18 protein-coding genes and 1 tRNA gene are annotated in these 22,390 nt (G+C 48.2%); 2 read left to right on the top strand and 17 right to left on the bottom strand.

Translation table 11 applies throughout. The features are described 5' to 3' along the window. The first annotated feature begins 3 nt into the window (after nt 1–3). Nucleotides 4–79, top strand: a tRNA-Asn gene (locus tag ACEQFP_RS08745). 125 nt (nt 80–204) lie between these two features. Here ACEQFP_RS08745 and ACEQFP_RS08740 read toward each other — a convergent pair. The 15 genes from ACEQFP_RS08740 to dcd form a co-directional block, all read right to left on the bottom strand. Further along, complete coding sequence (locus tag ACEQFP_RS08740) at nt 205–537, bottom strand: DUF496 family protein (RefSeq protein WP_005292779.1); 333 nt, start codon at nt 535–537, stop codon at nt 205–207. Nucleotides 538–785: 248 nt separating this feature from the next. Then, nucleotides 786–2,201, bottom strand: a complete 1,416-nt coding sequence (gndA, locus tag ACEQFP_RS08735; protein ID WP_370545932.1) for an NADP-dependent phosphogluconate dehydrogenase — start codon at nt 2,199–2,201, stop codon at nt 786–788. 209 nt (nt 2,202–2,410) lie between these two features. Continuing rightward, complete coding sequence (locus ACEQFP_RS08730) at nt 2,411–3,418, bottom strand: NAD-dependent epimerase (protein WP_005284189.1); 1,008 nt, start codon at nt 3,416–3,418, stop codon at nt 2,411–2,413. Between the two features lie 165 nt (nt 3,419–3,583). Continuing rightward, complete coding sequence (gene ugd / locus ACEQFP_RS08725) at nt 3,584–4,750, bottom strand: UDP-glucose 6-dehydrogenase (protein WP_068869818.1); 1,167 nt, start codon at nt 4,748–4,750, stop codon at nt 3,584–3,586. A 27-nt stretch (nt 4,751–4,777) separates the two neighbouring features. Beyond that, on the bottom strand, nt 4,778–5,794 hold the full coding sequence (gene galE, locus ACEQFP_RS08720) for a UDP-glucose 4-epimerase GalE (protein WP_370545933.1): 1,017 nt from the start codon (nt 5,792–5,794) through the stop codon (nt 4,778–4,780). Between the two features lie 15 nt (nt 5,795–5,809). Then, nucleotides 5,810–6,712 carry a sugar phosphate nucleotidyltransferase gene (locus ACEQFP_RS08715; protein WP_370545934.1) on the bottom strand — a complete coding sequence of 301 codons (903 nt, stop codon included), beginning with the start codon at nt 6,710–6,712 and terminating at the stop codon, nt 5,810–5,812. A gap of 110 nt (nt 6,713–6,822) precedes the next feature. Next, nucleotides 6,823–7,935, bottom strand: a complete 1,113-nt coding sequence (locus ACEQFP_RS08710; protein ID WP_370545935.1) for a glycosyltransferase family 4 protein — start codon at nt 7,933–7,935, stop codon at nt 6,823–6,825. A gap of 84 nt (nt 7,936–8,019) precedes the next feature. Beyond that, on the bottom strand, nt 8,020–9,165 hold the full coding sequence (locus ACEQFP_RS08705; RefSeq protein WP_370545936.1) for a glycosyltransferase family 4 protein: 1,146 nt from the start codon (nt 9,163–9,165) through the stop codon (nt 8,020–8,022). Between the two features lies 1 nt (nt 9,166). After that, nucleotides 9,167–9,730 carry an acetyltransferase gene (locus ACEQFP_RS08700; protein WP_370545937.1) on the bottom strand — a complete coding sequence of 188 codons (564 nt, stop codon included), beginning with the start codon at nt 9,728–9,730 and terminating at the stop codon, nt 9,167–9,169. Nucleotides 9,731–9,834: 104 nt separating this feature from the next. Further along, nucleotides 9,835–10,887: a glycosyltransferase gene (locus ACEQFP_RS08695; protein ID WP_370545938.1), complete on the bottom strand. Its 1,053-nt coding sequence runs from the start codon at nt 10,885–10,887 to the stop codon at nt 9,835–9,837. A gap of 1,199 nt (nt 10,888–12,086) precedes the next feature. Further along, nucleotides 12,087–12,998: a glycosyltransferase family 2 protein gene (locus ACEQFP_RS08690; protein ID WP_370545940.1), complete on the bottom strand. Its 912-nt coding sequence runs from the start codon at nt 12,996–12,998 to the stop codon at nt 12,087–12,089. Next, complete coding sequence (locus tag ACEQFP_RS08685; RefSeq protein ID WP_370545941.1) at nt 12,995–14,434, bottom strand: lipopolysaccharide biosynthesis protein; 1,440 nt, start codon at nt 14,432–14,434, stop codon at nt 12,995–12,997. The genes ACEQFP_RS08690 and ACEQFP_RS08685 overlap by 4 nt, the downstream gene beginning before the upstream one ends. Nucleotides 14,435–15,137: 703 nt before the next feature. Continuing rightward, the gene (dcuC, locus tag ACEQFP_RS08680) at nt 15,138–16,496 is read right to left on the bottom strand and encodes an anaerobic C4-dicarboxylate transporter DcuC (RefSeq protein WP_205438435.1); all 1,359 of its coding nucleotides are present in this window, start codon (nt 16,494–16,496) and stop codon (nt 15,138–15,140) included. Nucleotides 16,497–16,768: 272 nt separating this feature from the next. Continuing rightward, nucleotides 16,769–18,571, bottom strand: coding sequence for an outer membrane assembly protein AsmA (gene asmA, locus ACEQFP_RS08675; protein ID WP_396464184.1), 1,803 nt, complete (start codon nt 18,569–18,571; stop codon nt 16,769–16,771). Between the two features lie 38 nt (nt 18,572–18,609). After that, on the bottom strand, nt 18,610–19,191 hold the full coding sequence (gene dcd, locus ACEQFP_RS08670; RefSeq protein WP_005284107.1) for a dCTP deaminase: 582 nt from the start codon (nt 19,189–19,191) through the stop codon (nt 18,610–18,612). A 210-nt stretch (nt 19,192–19,401) separates the two neighbouring features. On the opposite strand from dcd, the gene ACEQFP_RS08665 reads away from it, so the two are divergent. Beyond that, nucleotides 19,402–20,337 carry an EamA family transporter gene (locus tag ACEQFP_RS08665; RefSeq protein ID WP_370545944.1) on the top strand — a complete coding sequence of 312 codons (936 nt, stop codon included), beginning with the start codon at nt 19,402–19,404 and terminating at the stop codon, nt 20,335–20,337. 36 nt (nt 20,338–20,373) lie between these two features. Here the strand turns inward: ACEQFP_RS08665 and udk are convergent, their stop codons facing one another. Together udk and apbC are read right to left on the bottom strand one after the other, a co-directional pair. After that, nucleotides 20,374–21,015 carry a uridine kinase gene (gene udk, locus ACEQFP_RS08660; RefSeq protein ID WP_005284102.1) on the bottom strand — a complete coding sequence of 214 codons (642 nt, stop codon included), beginning with the start codon at nt 21,013–21,015 and terminating at the stop codon, nt 20,374–20,376. A 183-nt stretch (nt 21,016–21,198) separates the two neighbouring features. After that, nucleotides 21,199–22,311 carry an iron-sulfur cluster carrier protein ApbC gene (gene apbC / locus ACEQFP_RS08655; protein ID WP_035600496.1) on the bottom strand — a complete coding sequence of 371 codons (1,113 nt, stop codon included), beginning with the start codon at nt 22,309–22,311 and terminating at the stop codon, nt 21,199–21,201. Between the last annotated feature and the right edge of the window lie 79 nt (nt 22,312–22,390).

Here is a 22,390-nt window from a genome sequence, read left to right as displayed (position 1 = left end):
AATTCCTCTGTAGTTCAGTCGGTAGAACGGCGGACTGTTAATCCGTATGTCACTGGTTCGAGTCCAGTCAGAGGAGCCAAATTTAAAGCAACCCGCTTAAGGTCACTTAAGCGGGTTGTTTGCTTTTATCGCCCCTCGATAAACCAAAAGAAAAAGGCGCGATCGTCGATCACGCCTTTTGCTGTTGAGATTCGTGACGGGCGATTACTTCTCGTCTTTGTGCTCGCCTTCGCCCAGCGCCTTCAGCTTCTTAGAGAGCTCGCGACGCTCTTTGGAGAGATCGGCGTTCTTGATGATGTACTCATCGACGCGATCCTCGTAGTTGCCGCGCATGTCGGCGATGATCGCCTGAATCGCTTCAACACTCATGCCCGGCTTGATGTACTCGCTCAGGTTGTCCAACAGCAGCACACGCTTCTGGTTGTCGCGGATTTTCTTTTCGATGTCCGCGATCTCACGCTGGAGCTTGTTCTTGCGGCGGAAGGTACGCACGAATTCCAATACGTTCTGGAACGTCGGCTTGTTTGCATTTTCCATATCAACACCTTTGCTTAAGTTAAAAAACCAAACCTGGCAGCCCATCGGCTGGCATACAGCGCTCTATTGCTGTTTGTACCATCGACAGGGAGACAAGAACAGCCCATTATCACAATAAAACGGTATGACTGCCGAGTTTTTATGCAACAAACTATGGCGTTACTCTGCACGATTGGCGTTCTACAGGATGCATTGAGATAAAAAAATCCGGGCCGAAGCCCGGATTGGTTGAGGCAATGACGGCGAGATTACTCCGCCAGCCATTCGGTATGGAATACCCCTTCCCGATCGGTGCGCTGGTAGGTGTGGGCACCGAAGTAGTCGCGCTGCGCCTGGATCAGGTTAGCTGGCAGCACCGCCGAGCGATAGCTGTCGTAATACGTGATGGCGGCGGAGAGGGTTGGCACCGGTATCCCCTGCTGTACGGCGTAGGAGACGACATCACGCAACGCCTGCTGGTACTCGTCGGCGATCGCCTTGAAGTAGGGCGCCAACAGCAGGTTGGCCAGCGCCGGGTTGGCGGCATAGGCGTCGGTGATCTTCTGCAGGAACTGGGCACGAATGATGCAGCCCGCGCGGAAGATACGCGCGATCTCACCGAAGTTCAGCGACCAATCGTACTCATCGGAAGCGGCCTTCAACTGCTGGAAGCCCTGGGCGTAAGAGACAATCTTACCCAGATAGAGGGCACGGCGGACCTTCTCGGCGAAGGCGGCGCGCTCTGTGGCTGGCAATGTCTGTGCCTGCGGGCCGGTCAACACCTGTGCGGCGGCGACGCGCTGCGTCTTCAGCGAGGAGAGGTAACGGGCGAAGACCGATTCGGTGATCAGGGTCAGCGGGATGCCCAGATCCAACGCGCTCTGGCTGGTCCACTTACCCGTCCCCTTATTCGCGGCCTCGTCCAGGATCACGTCGACCAGATAGTTCCCTTCGTCATCTTTCTTGGCGAAGATGTCGGCGGTAATCTCGATCAGATAGCTGCTCAGCTCGCCACGATTCCACTCGGCGAAGGTCGCCGCCAGCTCGTCGTTGCTCATGCCGACGGCATGCTTCAGCAGGGAGTAAGCCTCGGCGATCAGTTGCATATCGCCATATTCGATACCGTTGTGCACCATCTTCACATAGTGCCCGGCGCCGTCCGGCCCGATGTAGCTCACACAGGCCTCGCCATCTTCGGCGACGGCGGCGATGTTACGCAGGATCGGCGCCACCAGCTCGTAGGCCTCCTTCTGCCCGCCCGGCATGATGGAAGGCCCCTTCAGCGCACCCTCCTCGCCACCGGAGACGCCGGTACCGATAAAGTTAAAGCCCTGCGCCGACAGCTCGCGATTGCGACGAATGGTATCCTGGAAGAAGGTGTTGCCGCCATCGATCAGGATGTCTCCCGGCTCCAGATAGGGGGTCAACGAGGCGATGGTCTTGTCCGTCCCCTCGCCCGCCTTCACCATCAGCAGAATGCGGCGCGGCGTCTCTAGCGAGGCGACAAACTCGGGGAGCGAGTGGTAAGGCACCAGTTTCCGTCCCGGATTCTGCGCCATCACCTCATCGGTTTTCTCGGGTGAACGGTTGAAGATAGAGACGCTATAGCCGCGGCTTTCGATGTTCAGCGCCAGGTTCCGCCCCATGACCGCCATTCCCACTACGCCGATCTGTTGTTTGGACATGACAAACTCCTGTGTAACCAATACCGGCTGTGTCAAATGCACAGCATAAATGTAGGTATTATGTTAACTCATGTTTGCGTTTCAAGGGTATCGATTGCTGCTATCGCTTAGCGCTTAATGGCACGGATTGACTCTGGATGTATGGAGAAGCGCCCAAAAAACAACCCCGGCACGCAGGCCGGGGTTGAGGAAGGCGAAAATCGGGCGAGTTACTGCTGATAGTAGGCGCGATACCAGTCGACGAAGGCCTGCACCCCGGCCTTCACCCCTACCTGAGGGCAGTAACCGGTCGCCGCGAACAGATCTTCGGTATCGGCATAAGTCTGGTAGACATCGCCAGGCTGCATCGGCATAAAGTTCTTCAACGCCTCGATGCCTAGCGCCTCTTCCAAGGCGGTGATGTAATCCATCAGACGCACCGGGCTACCGTGGCCGATGTTGTAGACCCGGTATGGGGCGGAACTGGCCGCCGGCGAATCCTGCTCCACACGCCAGTCAGGGTTCGGCTGCGGCACCACCTCCATGATACGCAGTACCCCCTCGACGATATCGTCGATGTAGGTGAAATCACGCTGCATATCGCCATGGTTATAGATATCGATCGGTTGACCTGCCAGCATGTTCTTGGTGAACTTGAACAGCGCCATATCCGGACGCCCCCACGGCCCATAGACGGTGAAGAAACGCAGACCGGTGGTCGGCAGGCCGTACAGGTGGGAGTAAGAGTGCGCCATCAGTTCGTTAGACTTTTTGGTGGCGGCATACAACGAAACCGGATGGTCGACACGATCGTCCGTCGAGAACGGCACCTTGTTGTTCAACCCATAGACGGAGCTGGAGGAGGCATAGACCAGATGCCCCACCTTGCCGTGGCGGCAGCCTTCCAATACGTTGACGTGCCCCAGCAGATTGCTCTGGGCATAACTCAATGGATTGGTCAGGGAGTAGCGTACCCCAGCCTGCGCCGCCAGATGGACCACACGATCGAAATGACGGGTGCCGAACAACGCCGCCATCGCTTCGCTATCGGCGATATCGATCGGATGATAGGTGAAGTTGGCGTCGGCCTGTAGCGGGGCCAGACGCGCCTGCTTCAGCGACACATCGTAGTAGTCATTCAGGTTGTCGATGCCTTCGACCTGGTGCCCCGCCGCCAACAGACGGCCACACAGATTGGCACCGATAAAGCCGGCGCAGCCGGTCACTAAAATACGCATAAGTTATCCCGTAAAAATTCCATCTAGCCTGAGCAAGATTAGGCGTTTCAAAGACACGCACGCCCTTAGGCGTGCGGAGGAGATGGGTGTCGTTCAGCACACTCTCGATGGCCGCTATGCTAACGTCAACGGCCAGTATTGTCTTACATAAATTGCCGGTAATGGTTAGTCATTGCCGAAAATATCGCGGGTGTAGACCTTGTCGGCGACATCATCCAGCTCCGGCGCCATGCGGTTCGAGATGATCACATCCGACATCGCCTTGAACTGCTCCAGATCGCGGATCACCTCGGAGTGGAAGAAGGTCTCCTCCTTCATCACCGGCTCAAAGATCACCACCTTGATGCCCTTAGCCTTGATGCGCTTCATGATCCCCTGAATCGAGGAGGCACGGAAGTTATCCGAACCGCTCTTCATGATCAGGCGATAGACCCCCACCACCTGCGGATTACGGCTAATGATCGAGTCGGCGATAAAATCTTTACGCGTACGGTTGGCCTCGACGATCGCCTGGATCAGGTTATTCGGCACCGAGGAGTAGTTAGCCAGCAGCTGCTTGGTGTCCTTCGGCAGGCAGTAGCCGCCATAGCCAAAGGAAGGGTTGTTGTAATGATTACCGATGCGCGGATCGAGGCTCACCCCTTCGATGATTTGGCGGCTATTCAGCCCCAAGGACTCGGCGTAGCTGTCCAGCTCGTTGAAGTAGGCCACACGCATCGCCAGGTAGGTGTTGGCGAATAGCTTAATCGCCTCCGCCTCGGTGGAGTCGGTGAACAGGGTCGGGATATTCTGCTTAATCGCTCCCTCTTGCAGCAACGCGGCAAAGCGCTCGGCGCGCGCGGAGCGTTCACCGACCACGATACGTGACGGATGCAGGTTGTCATACAACGCCCGCCCCTCGCGCAGAAACTCCGGCGAGAAGATCAGGTTGTCGATGCCGAGACGCTCACGCAACTGCTGAGTGAAACCGACCGGAATGGTCGACTTGATGATCATCACCGCCGCCGGGTTCACCGCCAAGACATCACGCACCACCGCCTCGACGCTGCTGGTATTGAAGTAGTTACTCTTCGGGTCGTAATCCGTCGGCGTGGCGATGATCACGAAGTCGGCATCACGGTACGCCTCTTCCTTATTCAGGGTGGCGCGGAAGTTCAGGGAATGCGTGGCAAGGTACTCTTGGATCTCCTTGTCCACGATGGGCGACTCACGCCGGTTGAGCATCTCAACCTTCTCCGGCACGATATCCAGCGCCACTACCTCATGATGCTGCGCCAACAAAATCCCGTTGGACAGGCCAACATAGCCCGTACCGCTAATCGCAATTTTCATCACATACCTTTATTTTTAATTGAAAAATCAACCCTTGTATCCATTGGGGTTATGTTGTTGCCAACGCCAGGTATCGGCCATCATCTCTTCCAAGTCGTACTGCGCACGCCAGCCCAACTCTTGAGCCGCCAAGGCGGGATCGGACCAACACTCGGCGATATCGCCGGCGCGACGCGGCACGAAGCGATAGGGGATGGTCACCCCGGCGCTGCGCTCAAACGCCGCCACGATATCCAGCACCGAGTAACCGATACCCGTGCCGAGATTATACACTTTATAGTTATCGCCCTCATCGCGATGGTCCAGCGCCGCCAAATGACCGGCCGCCAGATCCATCACATGGATATAGTCACGTACCCCGGTGCCATCGTGAGTCGGATAGTCGTTGCCGAATACCGATAGACAACTCAGTTTCCCTACAGCCACCTGGGCGACATAGGGGATGAGGTTATTCGGGATGCCGTTAGGATCTTCGCCGATCAGGCCAGAGGGATGGGCGCCGACCGGATTAAAATAACGCAGCGCTGTGATGCGCATCTCTGGCGCCGCCACGGCCAGATCCTGCAGGATCTGCTCGACCATCAACTTGGAGGTGCCATAGGGATTGGTGGTACCGCCGGTGCGACTCGTCTCCCGTAATGGCACCGATTCCGGATCGCCATACACCGTCGCCGAGGAGCTAAAGATAAAACCCTGCACCCCAGCCTGGCGCATCTCGTCCAGTAGCACCAAAGTCCCACTGACGTTGTTATCATAATATGCCAATGGTTTCTCCACCGACTCGCCAACGGCCTTCAGGCCGGCAAAGTGGATCACATCGCTGATGTGATGCTGGGCGAAGATCTGCCGCAGCAGCGCCCGATCGCGCACATCGCCACGATACAGCTGGGGCTGCCGCCCGCAGATCTGTTCGACGCGCGCCAAGGCCTGCGGAGAGGCGTTAACAAAGTTATCCAGCACCACCACCTCATCGCCACGCGCGAGCAGCGCTAATACCGTATGGGAACCAATATAACCCGCTCCGCCGGTCACCAAAATCGCCATTGTCAGTATCCTAAATTAATCGATGCGTTGTTGAAGATCGCGTAGCCAGGCGCGAAAGGCCTCTCCTTGCTGCGGATGAGTCAAACCGCCGGCGACGAAGGCCTCGGCATAGCCCAGCTTCTCGCCGCAGTCATAGGAATGCCCGACCTGACGGTAGGCCTCGACCGGACGGTGTTGCAATAGGGTAGCGATGGCATCGGAGAGCTGAATACGCTCCCAGGCACCGAAACCGGTCGCTGCCAGGATCGGCCAGATGGCGGCGGAGAGCACGTAACGTCCGACCGCAGAGAGATCGGACTGATATTTCTCTGCATCTTCCGGTTTCTCCACTATCGAGGTCATGCGGGCACTCTGCCCCGGCGCTAACACCGCATCGGCACAGTTGATCACCGAGTACTCCGGCAGCACCTCTAGCGGCATCGGATGCACCAAGACCTGGCTACGACCACTCTCCTCGAAACGCTTAACCATTGCCGCCAGGTTCTGGGTAGCGGGATCGAAGGTGCTGGTGTCTAACCAGATATCCGGCAACGCCACAATAAAGGGATGTTCCCCCACCAGAGGGCGGGCACAGAGGATGGCATGCCCCAGCCCTAACGGCTTATGCTGGCGCACGCTGTTGATGGTCACTCCCGGCGGGCAGATAGAGCGTACCTCATCCAGCAGTTGGCGCTTGACGCGCGCCTCGAGCAGCGCCTCCAACTCGAAGGAGGTGTCGAAGTGGTTCTCGATGGCATTCTTAGAGGAGTGCGTCACCAGGATAATCTCTTTTACCCCAGCCTGGACACATTCGTGCACTACCTTCTGAATCAACGGCTTATCGACGATAGGCAACATCTCTTTCGGGATGGCCTTGGTCGCCGGCAACATCTTCATCCCCAGCCCAGCGACGGGGATCACGGCTTTAAGCATGGTCATTAAATAACCTCAAGGTTTAGATGTAAGATAATCTTATGTCTGGTTATTGCTGCTCTAACAGCTAATAAATCAATAAAGGATACGACCACTATTATGCAGTTTACATACTGTTATAAAACACTTTTTATCGCATCTAGGTATTTATTTATAACAATCTGCTCATCAAACTCCCTTTCTATTTTTTTTCTGCTTTCATATCCCATATTCAAGCGCTCTTGATGGCTCAATTGAATCATTTTATCCAACATGACAATCAAGCTTTCTGTCGAGCGAGGCTCACAAAGAAAACCATTAACACCATGCTCCACTGTTTCACGACACCCTACATTGTCAGTAGTAACAATGGGTTTCCCCATTGCACCAGCCTCCAATAAAGATTTAGGAACGCCTTCACGATAAAAAGAGGGAAGCACCATACAATCAACTCTAGCAATTTCCTTCTCAACGCTATCAGAAACACCAAGATAGTTAACAATACCCTCATCAACCCATAATTGCATCTGCTCTTTAGAGACTGCAGATGGATTATTTACATCTAAAAAGCCGAGCAAATTAAACTCTACCTTAGAGCCATATTTAGACCTAAGTACTCGAGCGGCCTCAACATAGTGACCAACACCTTTATCATATAGCATCCTAGCGATTAGAAGAAAACGAATCACATTATCATCCTCCGCTCGCATGACACTAAATCGATTTAAATCAACGCCAGAACCAGGCAATCGCTCTGATATTACAGCAGAGGATATTCTGTGCTTCAAAAACAAGCCCATATCCTCATCATTCTGGAAAAATATTTTATCACAAAACTTCTGACTATATTTATATAGAACCCTTGCAATTTTTGTTTTTATTCCAGAGTGATTGAATAAAAAGCCAAGGCCGGCTATATTATTAATAACTTTAATTCCAAAAATCTTAGCAGCCAAGGTGCTGTAAATATTGTTTTTAGGTGTGAAATTTAAAACAAGATCAATGTGATTAAAAGCGTAGATTTTAATAAAGTAAAAAAATGACACTATGTCATTAATAGGATTGGCTCCACCTTGATCAATTTTCACATTTAAAAAAATGCATCCTAAATCAGAAAGCCTATCTGTATAATCATCTCGAGGCGCGACAACAATTACTTTATATCCATTGTTCAATAAATTAACAATGGTATTTCTCCTAAAATTGAATAAATACCAACTTGTATTTGCAGTTATTGCAATTGTTCTCAAAATGCTCTCCAGACACTTCATATAGAATGAGACAATAAAAAATGATTAAAATTACAGTATGTTAGCAACAATATACATATAATATCATTCCAATAGAATTTCTTCCCAAATCTTAATCCTTTTAGTGTGTAGCAATGAAAAATCATACTGCTCAGATTTCTCTATACTGTATCTGGATAATTTTTCATATTCAGAAGGATGCATTACCTTCTCAATTAGTACAGCTAATGTATGATAATCATGCTTCTTATGGATATATTCTCTATGCAATAGCTCAGGCAATCCGCCAGCATTGCTGCCGACTACAGGTAAACCACAATTCATTGCTTCTATAACAGCTCGAGGAAGTCCCTCTTGTAACGAGGGTTGTATATATATATCTTGCTTTGACAGCCAATCTTGGACTAATTGACTTCCATTAATGACACCAATGAAATTGATGTTATCCTTTACATGGTAACAATTTTTCAACCACTTATTTTTATCGCCCGGTCCAAGAATATTGAGCTGTATTTTATATCCTTTATCCACAAGAAGTCTAATAGCATTAATTGCATCAGATATCCCCTTGTGAGGGGAATCGAGAGATCCAATCAGCCCAACATTTATTAAATTATTTTTTAATGTCTTTCTTATTTTATGATATTCACTATTACAATTAACAATGACATCAGACACGCCATATGACTTATACTCTGTAGGGTATCTACTCTGCAAAAAATTCGATGTTACATATACAACATTCAAACACTTTTGCACTGCTTTTTTATTTCTATAAAAAAATAGTGGTGCATAAACCTTAGCCATAAGGCTACCATAATTCCATAAACCATCCCATGGACAAGCAACAAACTCAATTGCATATTTTACATTCAATAATTTAGCTGCACTCACAGCAAGTAAACCAATCTCACTTGGCAGCCTACATATAATAAAGTCAAAATTCTTTACTATCGAACACATTTCATTAAAATTTTTATTCCAATTGATCAATTCAACTGGCTTGGATAAGTTTTTAAATGGTATAAATGAAATGTTTTCACTATCAACACGACAGTAAGAATTATCTAGCATAGTTTTTTTTATTTTTTTAAATCTAGAAACTATAGTTATGTTCTCTACATGTGCCAAATACACATCAAACATATTTTTATTGACTTTACCCTTTGAATATATACCACCATCCTCATCAATAAAAAATTGATGGTCATGCATAAATGCAACATTCATACTATATCTCTTTTTTTACTTTACCAGGAACACCTGCGACTAAAACATTTGAAGGATAAGCTTTATGAACAACAGAACCAGCAGCAATAACAGTTCTATTAGATATGATTGTCCCAGCTAAAACTCTAACACCGCATCCAATCCATACATCAGAACCAATTTTCACTCCAGGGAAGTCCAAATCATTATATTTTATTGGCTTCAGACTATTATCCCAAGTATGGTTAAAACCGACTAAAGATGAATTATGTGCAATTGATACATTATCACCAATAACTACCCCCCCTTTAGCATCTATATATGAGTTTTCATGTATTGAGAAGTTATCGCCAATACGCAGAGACTGAAAATTCTTTATTGTGACATTAGCCGCTATATATATATTATTACCAGTATTACATAATGATCTAACAACTAATAGTCTAAGGAGGACACCAATATATGTAGGAAAAAAACGCAAGATATCATATAGAATACAACGCCAACTTTTAGGAAAAATCTTTAGAAAAAATATAGAAACTATAATAATTGGATTTAAAAAAACTATAACTTTTCTCCCACGCATAATCCCTCCATAATGAACTCAGATTAACATTATATCCAATGGCACAAAAATAACACTTAATATTTACCTAATACAATATAAGCAAAACTAATATAAATACACTACTACGAACCATCGTATAACTCATTATATATACGAAGCAGTATATTACTATTTTTATCAATACAAAAATCACGTAAGTCACATGATTCCTTTTTCTTATAATCGAAACTAATCAACTCCTCAATCCATGTATTGACATCTAGTTTTAAAAATTTCGTCAAGCCAATATCACACTCTTTTGTTATATTATCAGATACTAATGCTTGAACGCCTAGACTTTGTGACTCTATCACAGTTAATGGTAATCCTTCCCATAAACTTGGTAATATAAGCAGTGAACCATATGTATACAAATAGTCACAGACATTATCTACAGAACCTTTAAATAAAACGTTTTTCAATCCTCTATCATTTGATTTCAACTTGATTTCTTGAAACTTCTCTCCTTCGCCGAGAAAAACAAAAATAAATTCCTCACCTATATTATCAGCTAAATCTAATATAAACTCATGATTTTTTGCCTCATTAAATCTGGCAACATGGAAAATTATCTTTCGCCCTTCATCGACAAAATGACTGATCTCAGGATCATAAATTTTGTGTAGATCATACTTAGGAACTCCACAATAGATCACTTTAGATTCAACATTGGGAAATAATGACATCTTCGCGTATGAACTTACAGCTATGTTCATAGTTGAATACTTTTTTATAAGAAACTGCATTAGAATAGTATAATATTTTCTTTTCAAAGAAACATTTGAGATAAAACGTCTATCTGAATGGCAATGAGTAATAAATTTAACATGAGGTCGCATCTTTTTAACTAAGAATGCATAATATCCCGAAGCAAGATCACAATGTGACTGTACTATATGAATATTTTTCTCATCAATCACATCGATCAATTTCTTACATCTTGCAATAAAACTATCTTGAGGTGCGATACTAACTGATGAGAACCTCTCATTAAATACATCTAATAATTCAAGCCTTGATGTATTAGTTGAATATATATGCAATTGAATGTCTGAACTAGCTACGCTAGCTAAATTCAATAGCCACTTTTCAATTCCACCTGTAGAAAGCCCACCAACAACGTGTAATATATTCATATCATTCACTATATATTTATTAAATTATTCAAGTCAATAGAATAATAAAAGTTAATTAACGATGGCAAATATATGTAATCAATACTTCGCAATAAGGATTCTTTTATAAAAAAGATGCTCCAGGAAAAACTAATAATACCGGAAAAAAGAAAAGCATAAAAAAACAACTTATAAGATTTTTTTAAATTCAAAAAGAAAATTATTGATAGTAGATTTAGCAAGTACATGTATCTAAGCTGAATTATGTCAAATCCTTTTAAGAGGATCACTAGAAAACAAATGAGATATATATAGGAGTTCAGTTTCCTATTTATCACTGCGTTTTTTCTTACCACCAACATTAAAAAGAAGATAACATAATATTGTAATGATAATATAATATCCGTCACGATAAATTGTTTAAATGACTTCATTGCATTATAACCAACGATTTTGTTGGATATAAAATTACTATCTATGTATGCGGAGATATTATGCGGAAGAAAATCAATGCCATAAGTTATAATAAAAAAAGACAATCCTGAGTAAGATATAAATACAGCAACTATCAAGCTCATTTTTAACAAACTCATACTGAAAAATCCAGAAATAAGCTTATTAACAAAAATAAAAACTAACGCTAATAATATATAGCTATGTAAAAAAGAAGAAATCAAAAAATATAAATATGCTTTTTTCTTAGTGCCATAAAAATAATTAACAAGCCCATAAAAAAATAGAGATGTAGCCATCCCATTTCTTAAGCCACTAATTGACGCCAGTAACTGAATGGTAAAAAACAGGCAAACAAATGCCCACCGATACTTATTGTAATTACCGTTATTATAAATAATAGAGAGTGCTGAAAACGCATAGAAATATGCAACAAAAACAGAGATAAACGGTAGAAACTCTTTATTTATATTTAATATTGTTAAGAACTTTATGAAAAAAATAATAGGTATATTATATTTATAATAAGTTGTTATTTCATCTAGTTTTAAACTAGCAACGTTATTATATATGTCATAGTAACGCCTTAAGTCCATACTATCATATGGAGTAAATCTATATGCGAACATAGCTAAGGACAAGCATAATAAAAACTTTAAAAACTTATCCTTATATCCAATAATGGCAAGGGAGTATATTATAGTCAGTATTGGATTTATTATAAATATAATAAAGGATAATATATCATTTCGTCTCAAATTCATTAGTTAGTTACCAGATTTAAACATTAATAAAATATTCTTTAATGTGCATACAATATAATACGAGTAACTTTTAGGAAAAAACACATTCAGCAAAGAATCAATTCTGTAAAAAATATTATTGCTAGCACTTTCAATTCTATTTGAAGATATATTTTTGCTATTGACTTTATCTCTTTTTTTTAAGAGGGATAGTTGTTTTAACTCATCATTTGTATAGTTACCAGATTTCACTATTTTCAACATTAGCTTTTTATATTCATCACTTGGTAACCAATTAGTTATTTGCCCCTCACTAATTCTGTAACTAGTTAAGCTAGCTGGTATAATTTTACACTGACCAAACTCCTTCAGTTTTGCCCACAAATAATAATCTTCAAAAAAACCAGATAAATTATCATCATACAAACCAACATTTATCACAGCCTCTTTCCTAAACATAACACTTGGATGTTGATATATATTACCCTTAGAGAAAAAAATCTTTTCCAAACTTTTAAAATAAATAGGGAAGAGTTTTCCGACTAACTTACTGTTACTGTCAATATAATCGACACCAGTTCCTATCAATACTAATGATGGATTCTTAGCAAATTCCTTTAACTGCATTTCTATTCTATCTTCATGAGCTAAATCATCGCTATCCAACCTAGCTATAAACTCAGATCTGCAATATTTTAATCCCAGGTTCAGTGCAGAGCTAATACCACCATTCTCTTTATATATATATATTAACCTATTATCATTAATACTTTCTATTTCACTTTTCGTATTATCTGTTGACCCATCATCGACGACAACAACCTCAATGTTTCTAACTGTCTGATTCAACGCTGAAAGCAATGTTTCTCTGATTGTATCATCACAATTATACGCAGGAATTAGAAAACTAGCTTCTGGCTTATCTGACGTTATCATACTGTTTTCAATACCTTATTTTTCATAGAATAAAAAAAGCTTCTATCTAAAAAGAAAACCATAACAGGATAAACAAAGAGCATTAATATAGAATAAACAAATAACCTTAGATACTCTCCATTAAATATACTAGCTAGTAAAAATAATGCTATCGATATAGCTGCAGATAAAAGGAAAGTTGGAGATATAGTTTTCACTGCCCTAATACATGTATACTCAGATACTTTTCCAACATAATATAAATTAATAAAAAACTCGATATACGACATCAATGTAAAACATAAACACATTACAACAACACCATAACTATATGATGACAGAATTAATAAGGTAAATATTGCTTTTTTTATTAACTCTAATTTAAGGAATATATCAGATCTTCCCTTAACATTGATAATGTTTAAGTTTAATGCATTGATCGGATACATCATATATCCAAGTGCCAATATTGATAATAGTATTGCTGAGTTAAGCCATTCATCACCCAAAAGTAGTCTAATAATATATTCTGAATTAATAGCCAAACTCATATATAAAGGAAATATAAGCATAGCTGTTTTCCTTAAAAACTCAGTATGTGTTTTTTCAATACCACCTTCATTTTTAATATTCAGCTTACTTAAAGTAGGATATGATACTCTCTGTATAATTAGTGTGATTGATATAGCAGGGACATTTGATAATAACCTAGCTTGGCTATAATATCCTAATTGTACTATTGAGTATATTTTACCAATGATAATCTGAAATGCGTTGTTATATAACGTATCAATTAAAGAAGATATTAATAACTTTGATCCAAACCCGAACAATGAGTTAAACGATATAATATCGAAGCCAATTTTAATTCTCCACTTTGATATAATATTTAAAAAAAGCGAGTTTAAAAATGACGCTAGTAAATTTTGTACGACTAGCGACATAACTCCAAATCCGCGATATGCTAAGAATAATGCAACCCCGCCACTGATAACAGAACTCATTATAGATGACTGTGACTGTTTTTTAAAATCCATCTCTCTTGTTAAGAGAGCACGTTGGACCAAGGAGAATGAACTAAATATTATAGTTAACCCTAAAAACCTTAACAGCCAGACTAACTCTTTCTCGTTATAAAACTCAGCTATAGCAGGGGCAATAGAGAATATTAAAAAATAACATAAGACAGCTATAGCAAGATTAAATGTAAATGTTGTTGACAAATCATTTTCACTTATACTTTCCTTTCTAATTAATGCTGAATAAAAGCCGCCATCAATAAATATCTGAGAGATTGAGATAAAAACGGTAATCATACCAATTAATCCCAATGCCTTAGGCCCTAACAATCTAGCAAGTAAAATCATTATTACGAACTGTAGAACCTGGCTAGATAACTTCTCAATAGCGCTCCACTTTATACCCCTTGAAATTTCATTATTAATCTTATTACTCATAAATTACCATTTAAATAAAATCATTATGCCACAACGAATACAATAATATTTTTTATAAATAGGATCATTTATCACATTAACAAAACACTTTTTAGTAGTAAAATAATGATGATTATAAATAATTTTTATTATAACGACTGCAGAAATTCGTTATTATTTAGCTTTAGATTCACTCACACTACATTAAATATTATAACAACGCTACCGCCCTTGGCTCTACAGCTACCAATGCACTGACCACTTTCCCATCATCCCGCTTACCTGGCTCATACCTGAGTCGCGCCACCTAATAATGTTTGTCAGAACATCATGTTAGTGACTGTTTGCTCCCTCATTATCCAGTAGGGTTAATACAACCACCCACGAACAACCTAGCCAAAAGTACAGTGCCAGATTTTTATCCTTCTCGCCTGTATAGGCAAGACGAAAAGATAAATATTGCTAAATTTTTCCGAAATCGATTGCTTTTTAGCCAAAAAATTCTGCTCAATTAATCTTTACACTCCATAATTTCCCTGATGACTGATCAATAGACAATAGATTAATGACTTAATATATCAGATGAAATATAGAAAAAACTGAATATTTCCTCTTGTCAATGTACTGGTATGAGCGTCCGCCGCCCCTCCTCCTGACGCTCATACCATGAAACAAAAAAGCAGGCCAATTGGCCTGCCTGCTCATAGCGCGATGACGTATGTGCTTAGCGGTGTAGCGGTACCATAAACTCGGTGGCGACGATCACCACCACCAGGCCGACCAACACCGGCACTGAGGTACGCTTCACCACCTCGAAAGGCGAGATCTTCGCCATCCCGGAGACCGCCACCACCACGCCGGAGACCGGCGACAAAGTACGCCCTAAGTTAGAGGCCTGCAACATCGGGATGGTCAGGTAGGCCGGGTTGATGCCCATCTGGCCGGATAGCTTCGGGATCAGCTCGACAAAGGCATAGAACGGCGCGTTGCCGGAGCCGGTAGTCATCGCCGCCAGCATGGTGATCACCACCAGCACCAGCATCATGATAATCCCGCCGGTACCGAAGGATTGCGCCAACTCGATCAGGCTACTGATAAAGCCGACGGTACTTAACCCTTGGGCGAAGACGCCGGCGGCCACCAACAGCATCACCACGCTGGCGAAGGCATCCGCCATGCCGCGGTAAGCGACCTCCAGGCCGGCATACACCTTCTTAGCATCGAAACTGCGCAGGAACTCGATCACCGAGGCCAACATCATGCAAATCACCAACACGCTGATGATATGCAGGTGCGGCGCCCATTTACCGTCGAACACCAATACGCCGATAATCGGGGTGAATGGCAGAATGGCATAAAAGGCGGGCGCCGTGGTCGTGATTTCGCTCACATCCAGCATCTCATGCTGCACCTGCTCCTTGCTATCCAGATAGCGCTGCCAGAAATAGTGGGCGAAGGCCATGCAGACGATGGCGATCAGCGAGATCGGCAGCGTGGTCTTGAAGGCGAAGTCGATCAGCGGCATCTCGGAGGCTTTCGCCGCCAGCACCACGTCACCGGAGGTCGGCGCCAGGATAATCGCCGCCGGCGAGGCGCAGATCGCCGCCGCCGCCCCACGACTGATGCCGACGTTGACCATCACCGGGAACAGCGTCGCCATCAGCAGTACACCTAGCCCGGTGGCGGAGGAGACCGCTAACGACATCAGGCAGGCGACGAAGTAGGCCGCGATCATCAAAAGATAAGGTGAGTTAATGTAGCGTAACGGTCGGGAGGCCAGCTTGACCACCACATCATTGGCGCCGATGTGTGTCATATAGGCGGCAAAGCCACACAGCACCATGATCATCATGCCGAGATCGCCGCCACGGCTCATCAGCAGAACCTTGACATATTCGACGATATCGGTCGCGCGCCAGCCCGTGGATTTCGCGCTCGCCGGCAGGATGTCATGCCCCAACAACGCACTGATGATCAGCAACAGCAGACCGCCGGTCATCAACACGCCAGTGGCGGAATAGCCCTTAATGATATAACGACCGACGCCAACGGCGACCACAATCCCAATCAGTAACTCAAGCATAGTGTTCCTCAATAGGTATACGGAGGCGCAGCGCCTCGCGAACGGGCATTCTTCCTGCCTTTATTGGTTGTCAATTCCCTTTGCTAGCGTTGAAACTCCTGCACTGTGCCCAAACGATAAGATTATTTTACTGATATTGGTCAAGTTTTCCCGAAGTGAAATGCGTGCTAACCAGGAGAGTGTGAGCCAGGATATATTTTTATATCGAATATCTCCCCCGCAGTTTTCGCCACGGGGAGATCAGGTGCGAGGCGCGTAGCCCAGCGGGAACACTAGCGCCTTTTCAACCAATTTTTCAGCGCATCGCGCGCCTCTTGCTCCAGCGAGCCACGCAATGCCTGCTCAACATTGAGCTGATAGTTGAGCTGTTGCCAATCGCCGTAGATATGCAGCGGGATACGCGCCTGTTGCAGCAGCGTCACCAGCTCGTTATGCCCGGACCAACCTTGTAATACTCGTACCCCCAGGTTGATGTCGCAGCGCTGATTCGCCAGATCGACGCTGCCGCTACCGTTCAGATCCAACAGCGGTGACTGGCCGCTCAAGCGGTTCAACGTTAATCTGCCATCGCGGAGCGCCGCCTCGGCGCGCAGAGAATGGAAGGTGGTGAAGGTATCTAGCCGCTCATCGGCCTGTACGCCGCGTTGGCTACGCTTCACCGCCTGCTGCACCAGTTGCGCAATGTTCAACCCCTCCAGGCGAGCGCCATCGATGGCGAGGGTGCCCTCCCCTTGCCAATGGCGCAGTAACGAGGCGGGTGCAATGCCATTACCACGCAGGTTGGCCTCCAGCGACAAGCGGCCATCGATAAACTCCGGTAAGGCAAACGCCTTCAGCACGGGTTGTAGGGCGATCTGCTGTAGACGAGGTTGTAACGTCACGCGCGGCGCCTGGTCGGCCAGGCTCTGCAGCGTACCGCTGATGGCGAAGCTCCCCTTGCCGATACGTCCATTCAGACGCGTCAGTTCCCCTTTCCCCTGCTGGTTGCTGGCCTGTAAGTCGAATCCATGGATCGTCAGGCCATGGTAGATCAACTGATCGGCCTGAATATTCACCGCCGCGCTGAAGTCGCGCAGGAAAGGCAGATTATTATCCGCTATCGGGGCGGAAACCTGGGAGACCACCGGTGAGGGCGGCGGGGAGGTCAGCTCATCGTCTTTGCCTGCCGCCACATCGACGCCCTGCCACCCACTTAGCGCATCCCAATTGAGCTTAGCGGCGCGCAACGTCCCCCGGTAATCGGGATGAGCGCCCAGCGTTGCCGCGATCTCACCTTGGAGTTGACTGTCGTTAGCGCTCAGCGTCAGCCCGCTCAGGGTGACCATCGCCGGCGTCGCCTGATAACTCAGCGAGGTACTCCCCTGCCCGGCAATCCCCGCCGTAGGCAAACCGGCGCCACTATAGCGATAGTCAAAATGACTGATCTGCGCCTGATACTGTTGCGGATAGTGGCGCAGATCGACGCTGGCCTCGAGGTTAACCAGGAGATCACGCTGATCGCGGTTAATGCGGCTCGAGAAGCTCAACGCGACTTGGCGCTGCGCATTCTGATCGAGAGACAGCTGGATGTCGCGCAGGTTGATCGGCTCCCCCTCGGGGGGCTGCCAGATGACAAGGCTATCCTCTACCTTGACTTTCTGGATGTTCAGCCGCCACGCCATGTCGCTGATGGCCTCGCTGCGCGCGACCGGCGAACTGGGCGCACTGGCGACTTGTTGCGGTTCACTATCGGGGCTCAGGCGGATCACCGCCCCCTTCAACATCACCTGACGCACATCCAACTGATGCGAGAGCAGCGGCCAGAGGCGCACATCCAAGCGCATGTTGTCGGCGCTGATCAGCGGCTGTAGCGCCCCATCGGCGCGTAGCGACATATGATCGGTGAGGATGCTTAACTGTGGCCAGACGCGCCAGCGTAAGTCGCCGTCCAACGTCAGCGTATAGCCCGTACGCTGCTGTACCTGCTTCACCATATAGGCGCGAAAATCGTTGGGGTTGATCAGCAACAGCAACGCACTGAGCCCCGCCGTCACCACCACCAGCAGGATCATCAACGTGGTAAGAAGTCGTCTCATACCATCCTCTGTCTGACTCGTCCATTAAGCCCTGTGGCTCAGTCCTTATCGATCCGGCTGGCTACCGCGCCCTGCTGCCCCTTATACTTGGCGTCCTCTCGACGATTATAGGGGCGGGCCGCCGGGCCGGAGAGCGGTTCAAAACTTAAGGCGCCGATCGGCATGCCGGGGCGCAACGCCAGCGGTAACTTGCCGGAGTTGAAGAACTCGAGGACGATGCAGCCCTGCCAGCCGGGATCGATGCGGTGCGCCGTCACATGCACCATCAGCCCCAGACGCGCCAGCGAGGAGCGTCCATCTAACCAGCCGACCAGATCATCCGGTAGCGTCACCGACTCATAGGTCACCGCCAGCGCCAGTTCACCGGGATGCAGGAAGAACGCCTCATCCTCGCCCAGCAGGATCTCATCGCTCATCACCCGCTCTAGCGCCTCGGCCACCTCTTGCTTGGGGCCGCTCAGATCGATATAGGGGGCGGTATGCCCCTGGAAGACGCGGAAGCGGTTTCCCAGACGGACATCGACCGTCGCCCCACTGATGCGCTCACTCGGCGGACGTGGTGTGATACTCAGGCGTCCCTCGTCTAGCCATGCTTCAATATCGCGGTCACACAGTCTCATAATCGTTCTTCTCCGTCTCATCGCTATGCAGCATGGCTGCCCATCGCCTCATCTTACCCGATTACCTATTTTTCCGAAATGATTCAGTGACATTGGCGCTATTTTCCCCAGGGATAATGGGGAGAAGAAAAAACATGCCGCGGGCTTTACTGCCATCAGCATAAACCATTAACATCATGGCGTAACTAACGTGCGTACAGGGAGAACGCCATGGGCAATTTACGGCAAGGAATGGGGTATGTGCTGATCGCCGCCGCCCTCTGGGGGAGTTCGGGGGTCTGTGCGCAATATATTCTGCAAAAGACTGGCTTATCCGCCCAATGGCTGACCATGTTCCGTCTCACCTTCTCCGGCGGAATCCTGTTGGTGGTCTCCTTTCTCAACGGTGACAAGGTATTTGCGCCGCTGGCCCGGCGTCGGGATTTACTCAGCCTGCTGTGGTTTACGCTACTGGGCGCCATCATGGTGCAATTAACCTTCCTGATGACCATCGAACGCTCCAACGCCGCCACGGCGACCGTGCTGCAGTTCCTCTCGCCGACGATCATCGTCGCCTGGTTCGCGCTCGCCCGGCGCCAGCGCCCCAGCCTGGCGGTGACGCTGGCCATCGCCACCTCGCTGGCCGGAACCTTCCTGCTGGTCACCCATGGTGACCCGACCTCGCTGACCATCTCGCGCGCCGCCCTGTTTTGGGGGATCGCCTCGGCCTTCGCCTCCGCCTTCTATACCACCTACCCTGCCGGCCTGATCGCCCGCTTCGGCACACTGCCGATCGTCGGTTGGAGCATGCTATTGGGCGGCCTGATGCTGATGCCCTTCTTCGCCGGCGAAACCGCCCAGGTGCGCATGGATAGCGCCACCCTGCTGGCGGCGTTCTACCTGATCATCATCGGCACGGCGCTCACCTTCAGTCTCTATCTGAAGGGGGCACAGATCATCGGCGGCGCCAAGGCCGGGATCCTGAGTTGTGCCGAGCCGCTGTGTAGTGCGCTACTCTCGCTGCTGTTGCTGGGGATCACCTTCGGCATCATGGACTGGCTGGGATCGCTGCTGATCATCGCCTCGGTGTTGCTGATTTCGCGCGATGCGCGCACGCGGGAGGGAAAACTGGAGTCGCTGAGTTCAACCCAGGACGGCGCACGCTGACGGAACAAAGGCCGCGCGCCACGCCGTCATTCGGTCTTATTCGAAGAACTGGCTGATCTTCGCCTTGAGGATATCGATGGCGATGCGGTTCTTACCGCCGCGCGGCACGATGATGTCCGCATACTGCTTGGAGGGCTCGATAAACTGGAGGAACATCGGGCGTACGGTCTTCTGGTACTGGGCCATCACCGACTCCATGGAGCGCCCGCGCTCGTTGACGTCACGCTTCATGCGGCGCATCAGGCAGATATCCAGCGGGGTGTCGACGAAAATAGAGAAGTTCAGCTCGTTGCGCAGGCGCGCATCGGTCAGTAACAGGATCCCTTCCAGGATGATCACCTTCTTCGGTTCGAGGTGAATGGTCTCTTTGACGCGCGTGTGTTCGACATAGCTATACTGCGGCAACTCGATGGCCTGGCCCGCCTTCAGCATCTGCAGATGCTGAAACAGCAGGTTATGATCCATGGCGCTCGGATGGTCATAGTTCGTCTTGACGCGCTCCTCCATGGTGAGGTGACTCTGGTCTTTATAGTAGCTATCTTCCGGGATGACACCGATATGCGCCTCTCCGACCTGCTCGCGCAGCTCACGGTAGAGGGTACTGGCAATCAGACTTTTGCCTGAGGCGGATGCGCCTGTGATGCCAATAATGACGCACTGGTGGGTGTTGTCAGTCATGTGTATAAGACCTGGTATGTATAAGTTCGACGGGGCAAGGCACGAAAGGATCGGGAGGACCGGTGCCAAGGACGCGGCAATTATAGGGAGTCTGCCCGGCTGACGCCAGCCCAATCGCGACGCACTCCGCGGAAAAAAGAACGGGCCCCCTATGGGCGCCCGTCATCATGCCACGTTTCCGCGTTAGAGTGCGCGGAAGGCGATCTCGGTCGGGATAGCCTCGCCACCCCAGTACAACTGGGCGGCCACGTCGGCGGCCAGGCGACGATAGATGGCGCTAAACTCGCTCTCCGGACGGCTGCTGACCGTCGGCTCGCCACGATCCAGATCCTCACGCAGCGAGATATGCAACGGCAACTGACCGAGCAGGCGGGTATGGTACTTCTCCGCCAGCTTCTGCGCCCCGCCGGTGCCGAAGATCGGCTCATGGAAACCGCACTGGCTACAGATATGCATGCTCATGTTCTCCACGATCCCCAATACCGGGACGTGAACCTTCTCGAACATCACAATCCCTTTCATCGCATCCAGCAGCGCGATGTCTTGTGGCGTCGTGACCACCACCGCGCCGGTCACCGGAATGCTCTGTGCCAACGTCAGCTGAATGTCACCGGTACCCGGCGGCATATCCAGCACCAGGTAATCCAGATCCGGCCACAGGGTATCTTGCAGCAACTGTAGCAGCGCCTTGCTGGCCATCGGACCGCGCCACACCATGGCGTTATCGTCCGTCACCAGATAGCCGATGGAGTTTGTCGCCAGGCCGTGCGCCATGATCGGCGCCATATGTTGGCCGTCCGGTGAGGTTGGGCGTTCATGGGCGGTGCCCAGCATGGTTGGAATGGAGGGACCGTAGACATCGGCATCCAGAATGCCCACCCGCGCCCCTTCTGCGGCCAGCGCCAGCGCCAGGTTAACGGCAGTGCTCGACTTACCGACCCCGCCCTTGCCGGAACTCACGGCGAGGATATTACGTACCCCTTTCACCCCCGGCTGATCGTTGGCCCGCTTCAGCGTGGCGATGTTGTGCGCCAGGCGCCAGGCGACGCTGCGCACCCCTGCCAGTTGCAACAACGCCGGCGTCACGGCGGCCTGCAAGGCGTCGAAACCGCTCTGCCAAGCGAAGGGCATCATCAGCTCAATGTGCAGCGCGCCATCCAACAGGGCACAGTGGTGCAACGCCTTCAGCGCGCTCAACGGGTGATTCAAGGTAGGGTGGGTAAAACCATCGAGGATCGCGCCGACTTGCTGGCTCAGCGCCTCAGGCATGGACTGTTCATGGGATTTATTGCTCATCCCGGCTCCTTTATTCGTTATTATGAACAACATCGCCAGTCTACCAGAACTGGCCGCCGATCGCGCAGGGTACGGCGGT

This window comes from Edwardsiella sp. A.80236 (assembly GCF_044540725.1).
GTDB lineage: Bacteria > Pseudomonadota > Gammaproteobacteria > Enterobacterales > Enterobacteriaceae > Edwardsiella > Edwardsiella tarda.
Note: the sequence above shows the minus strand (reverse complement) of the source record. Positions and strands in the feature narration are given on the sequence as shown.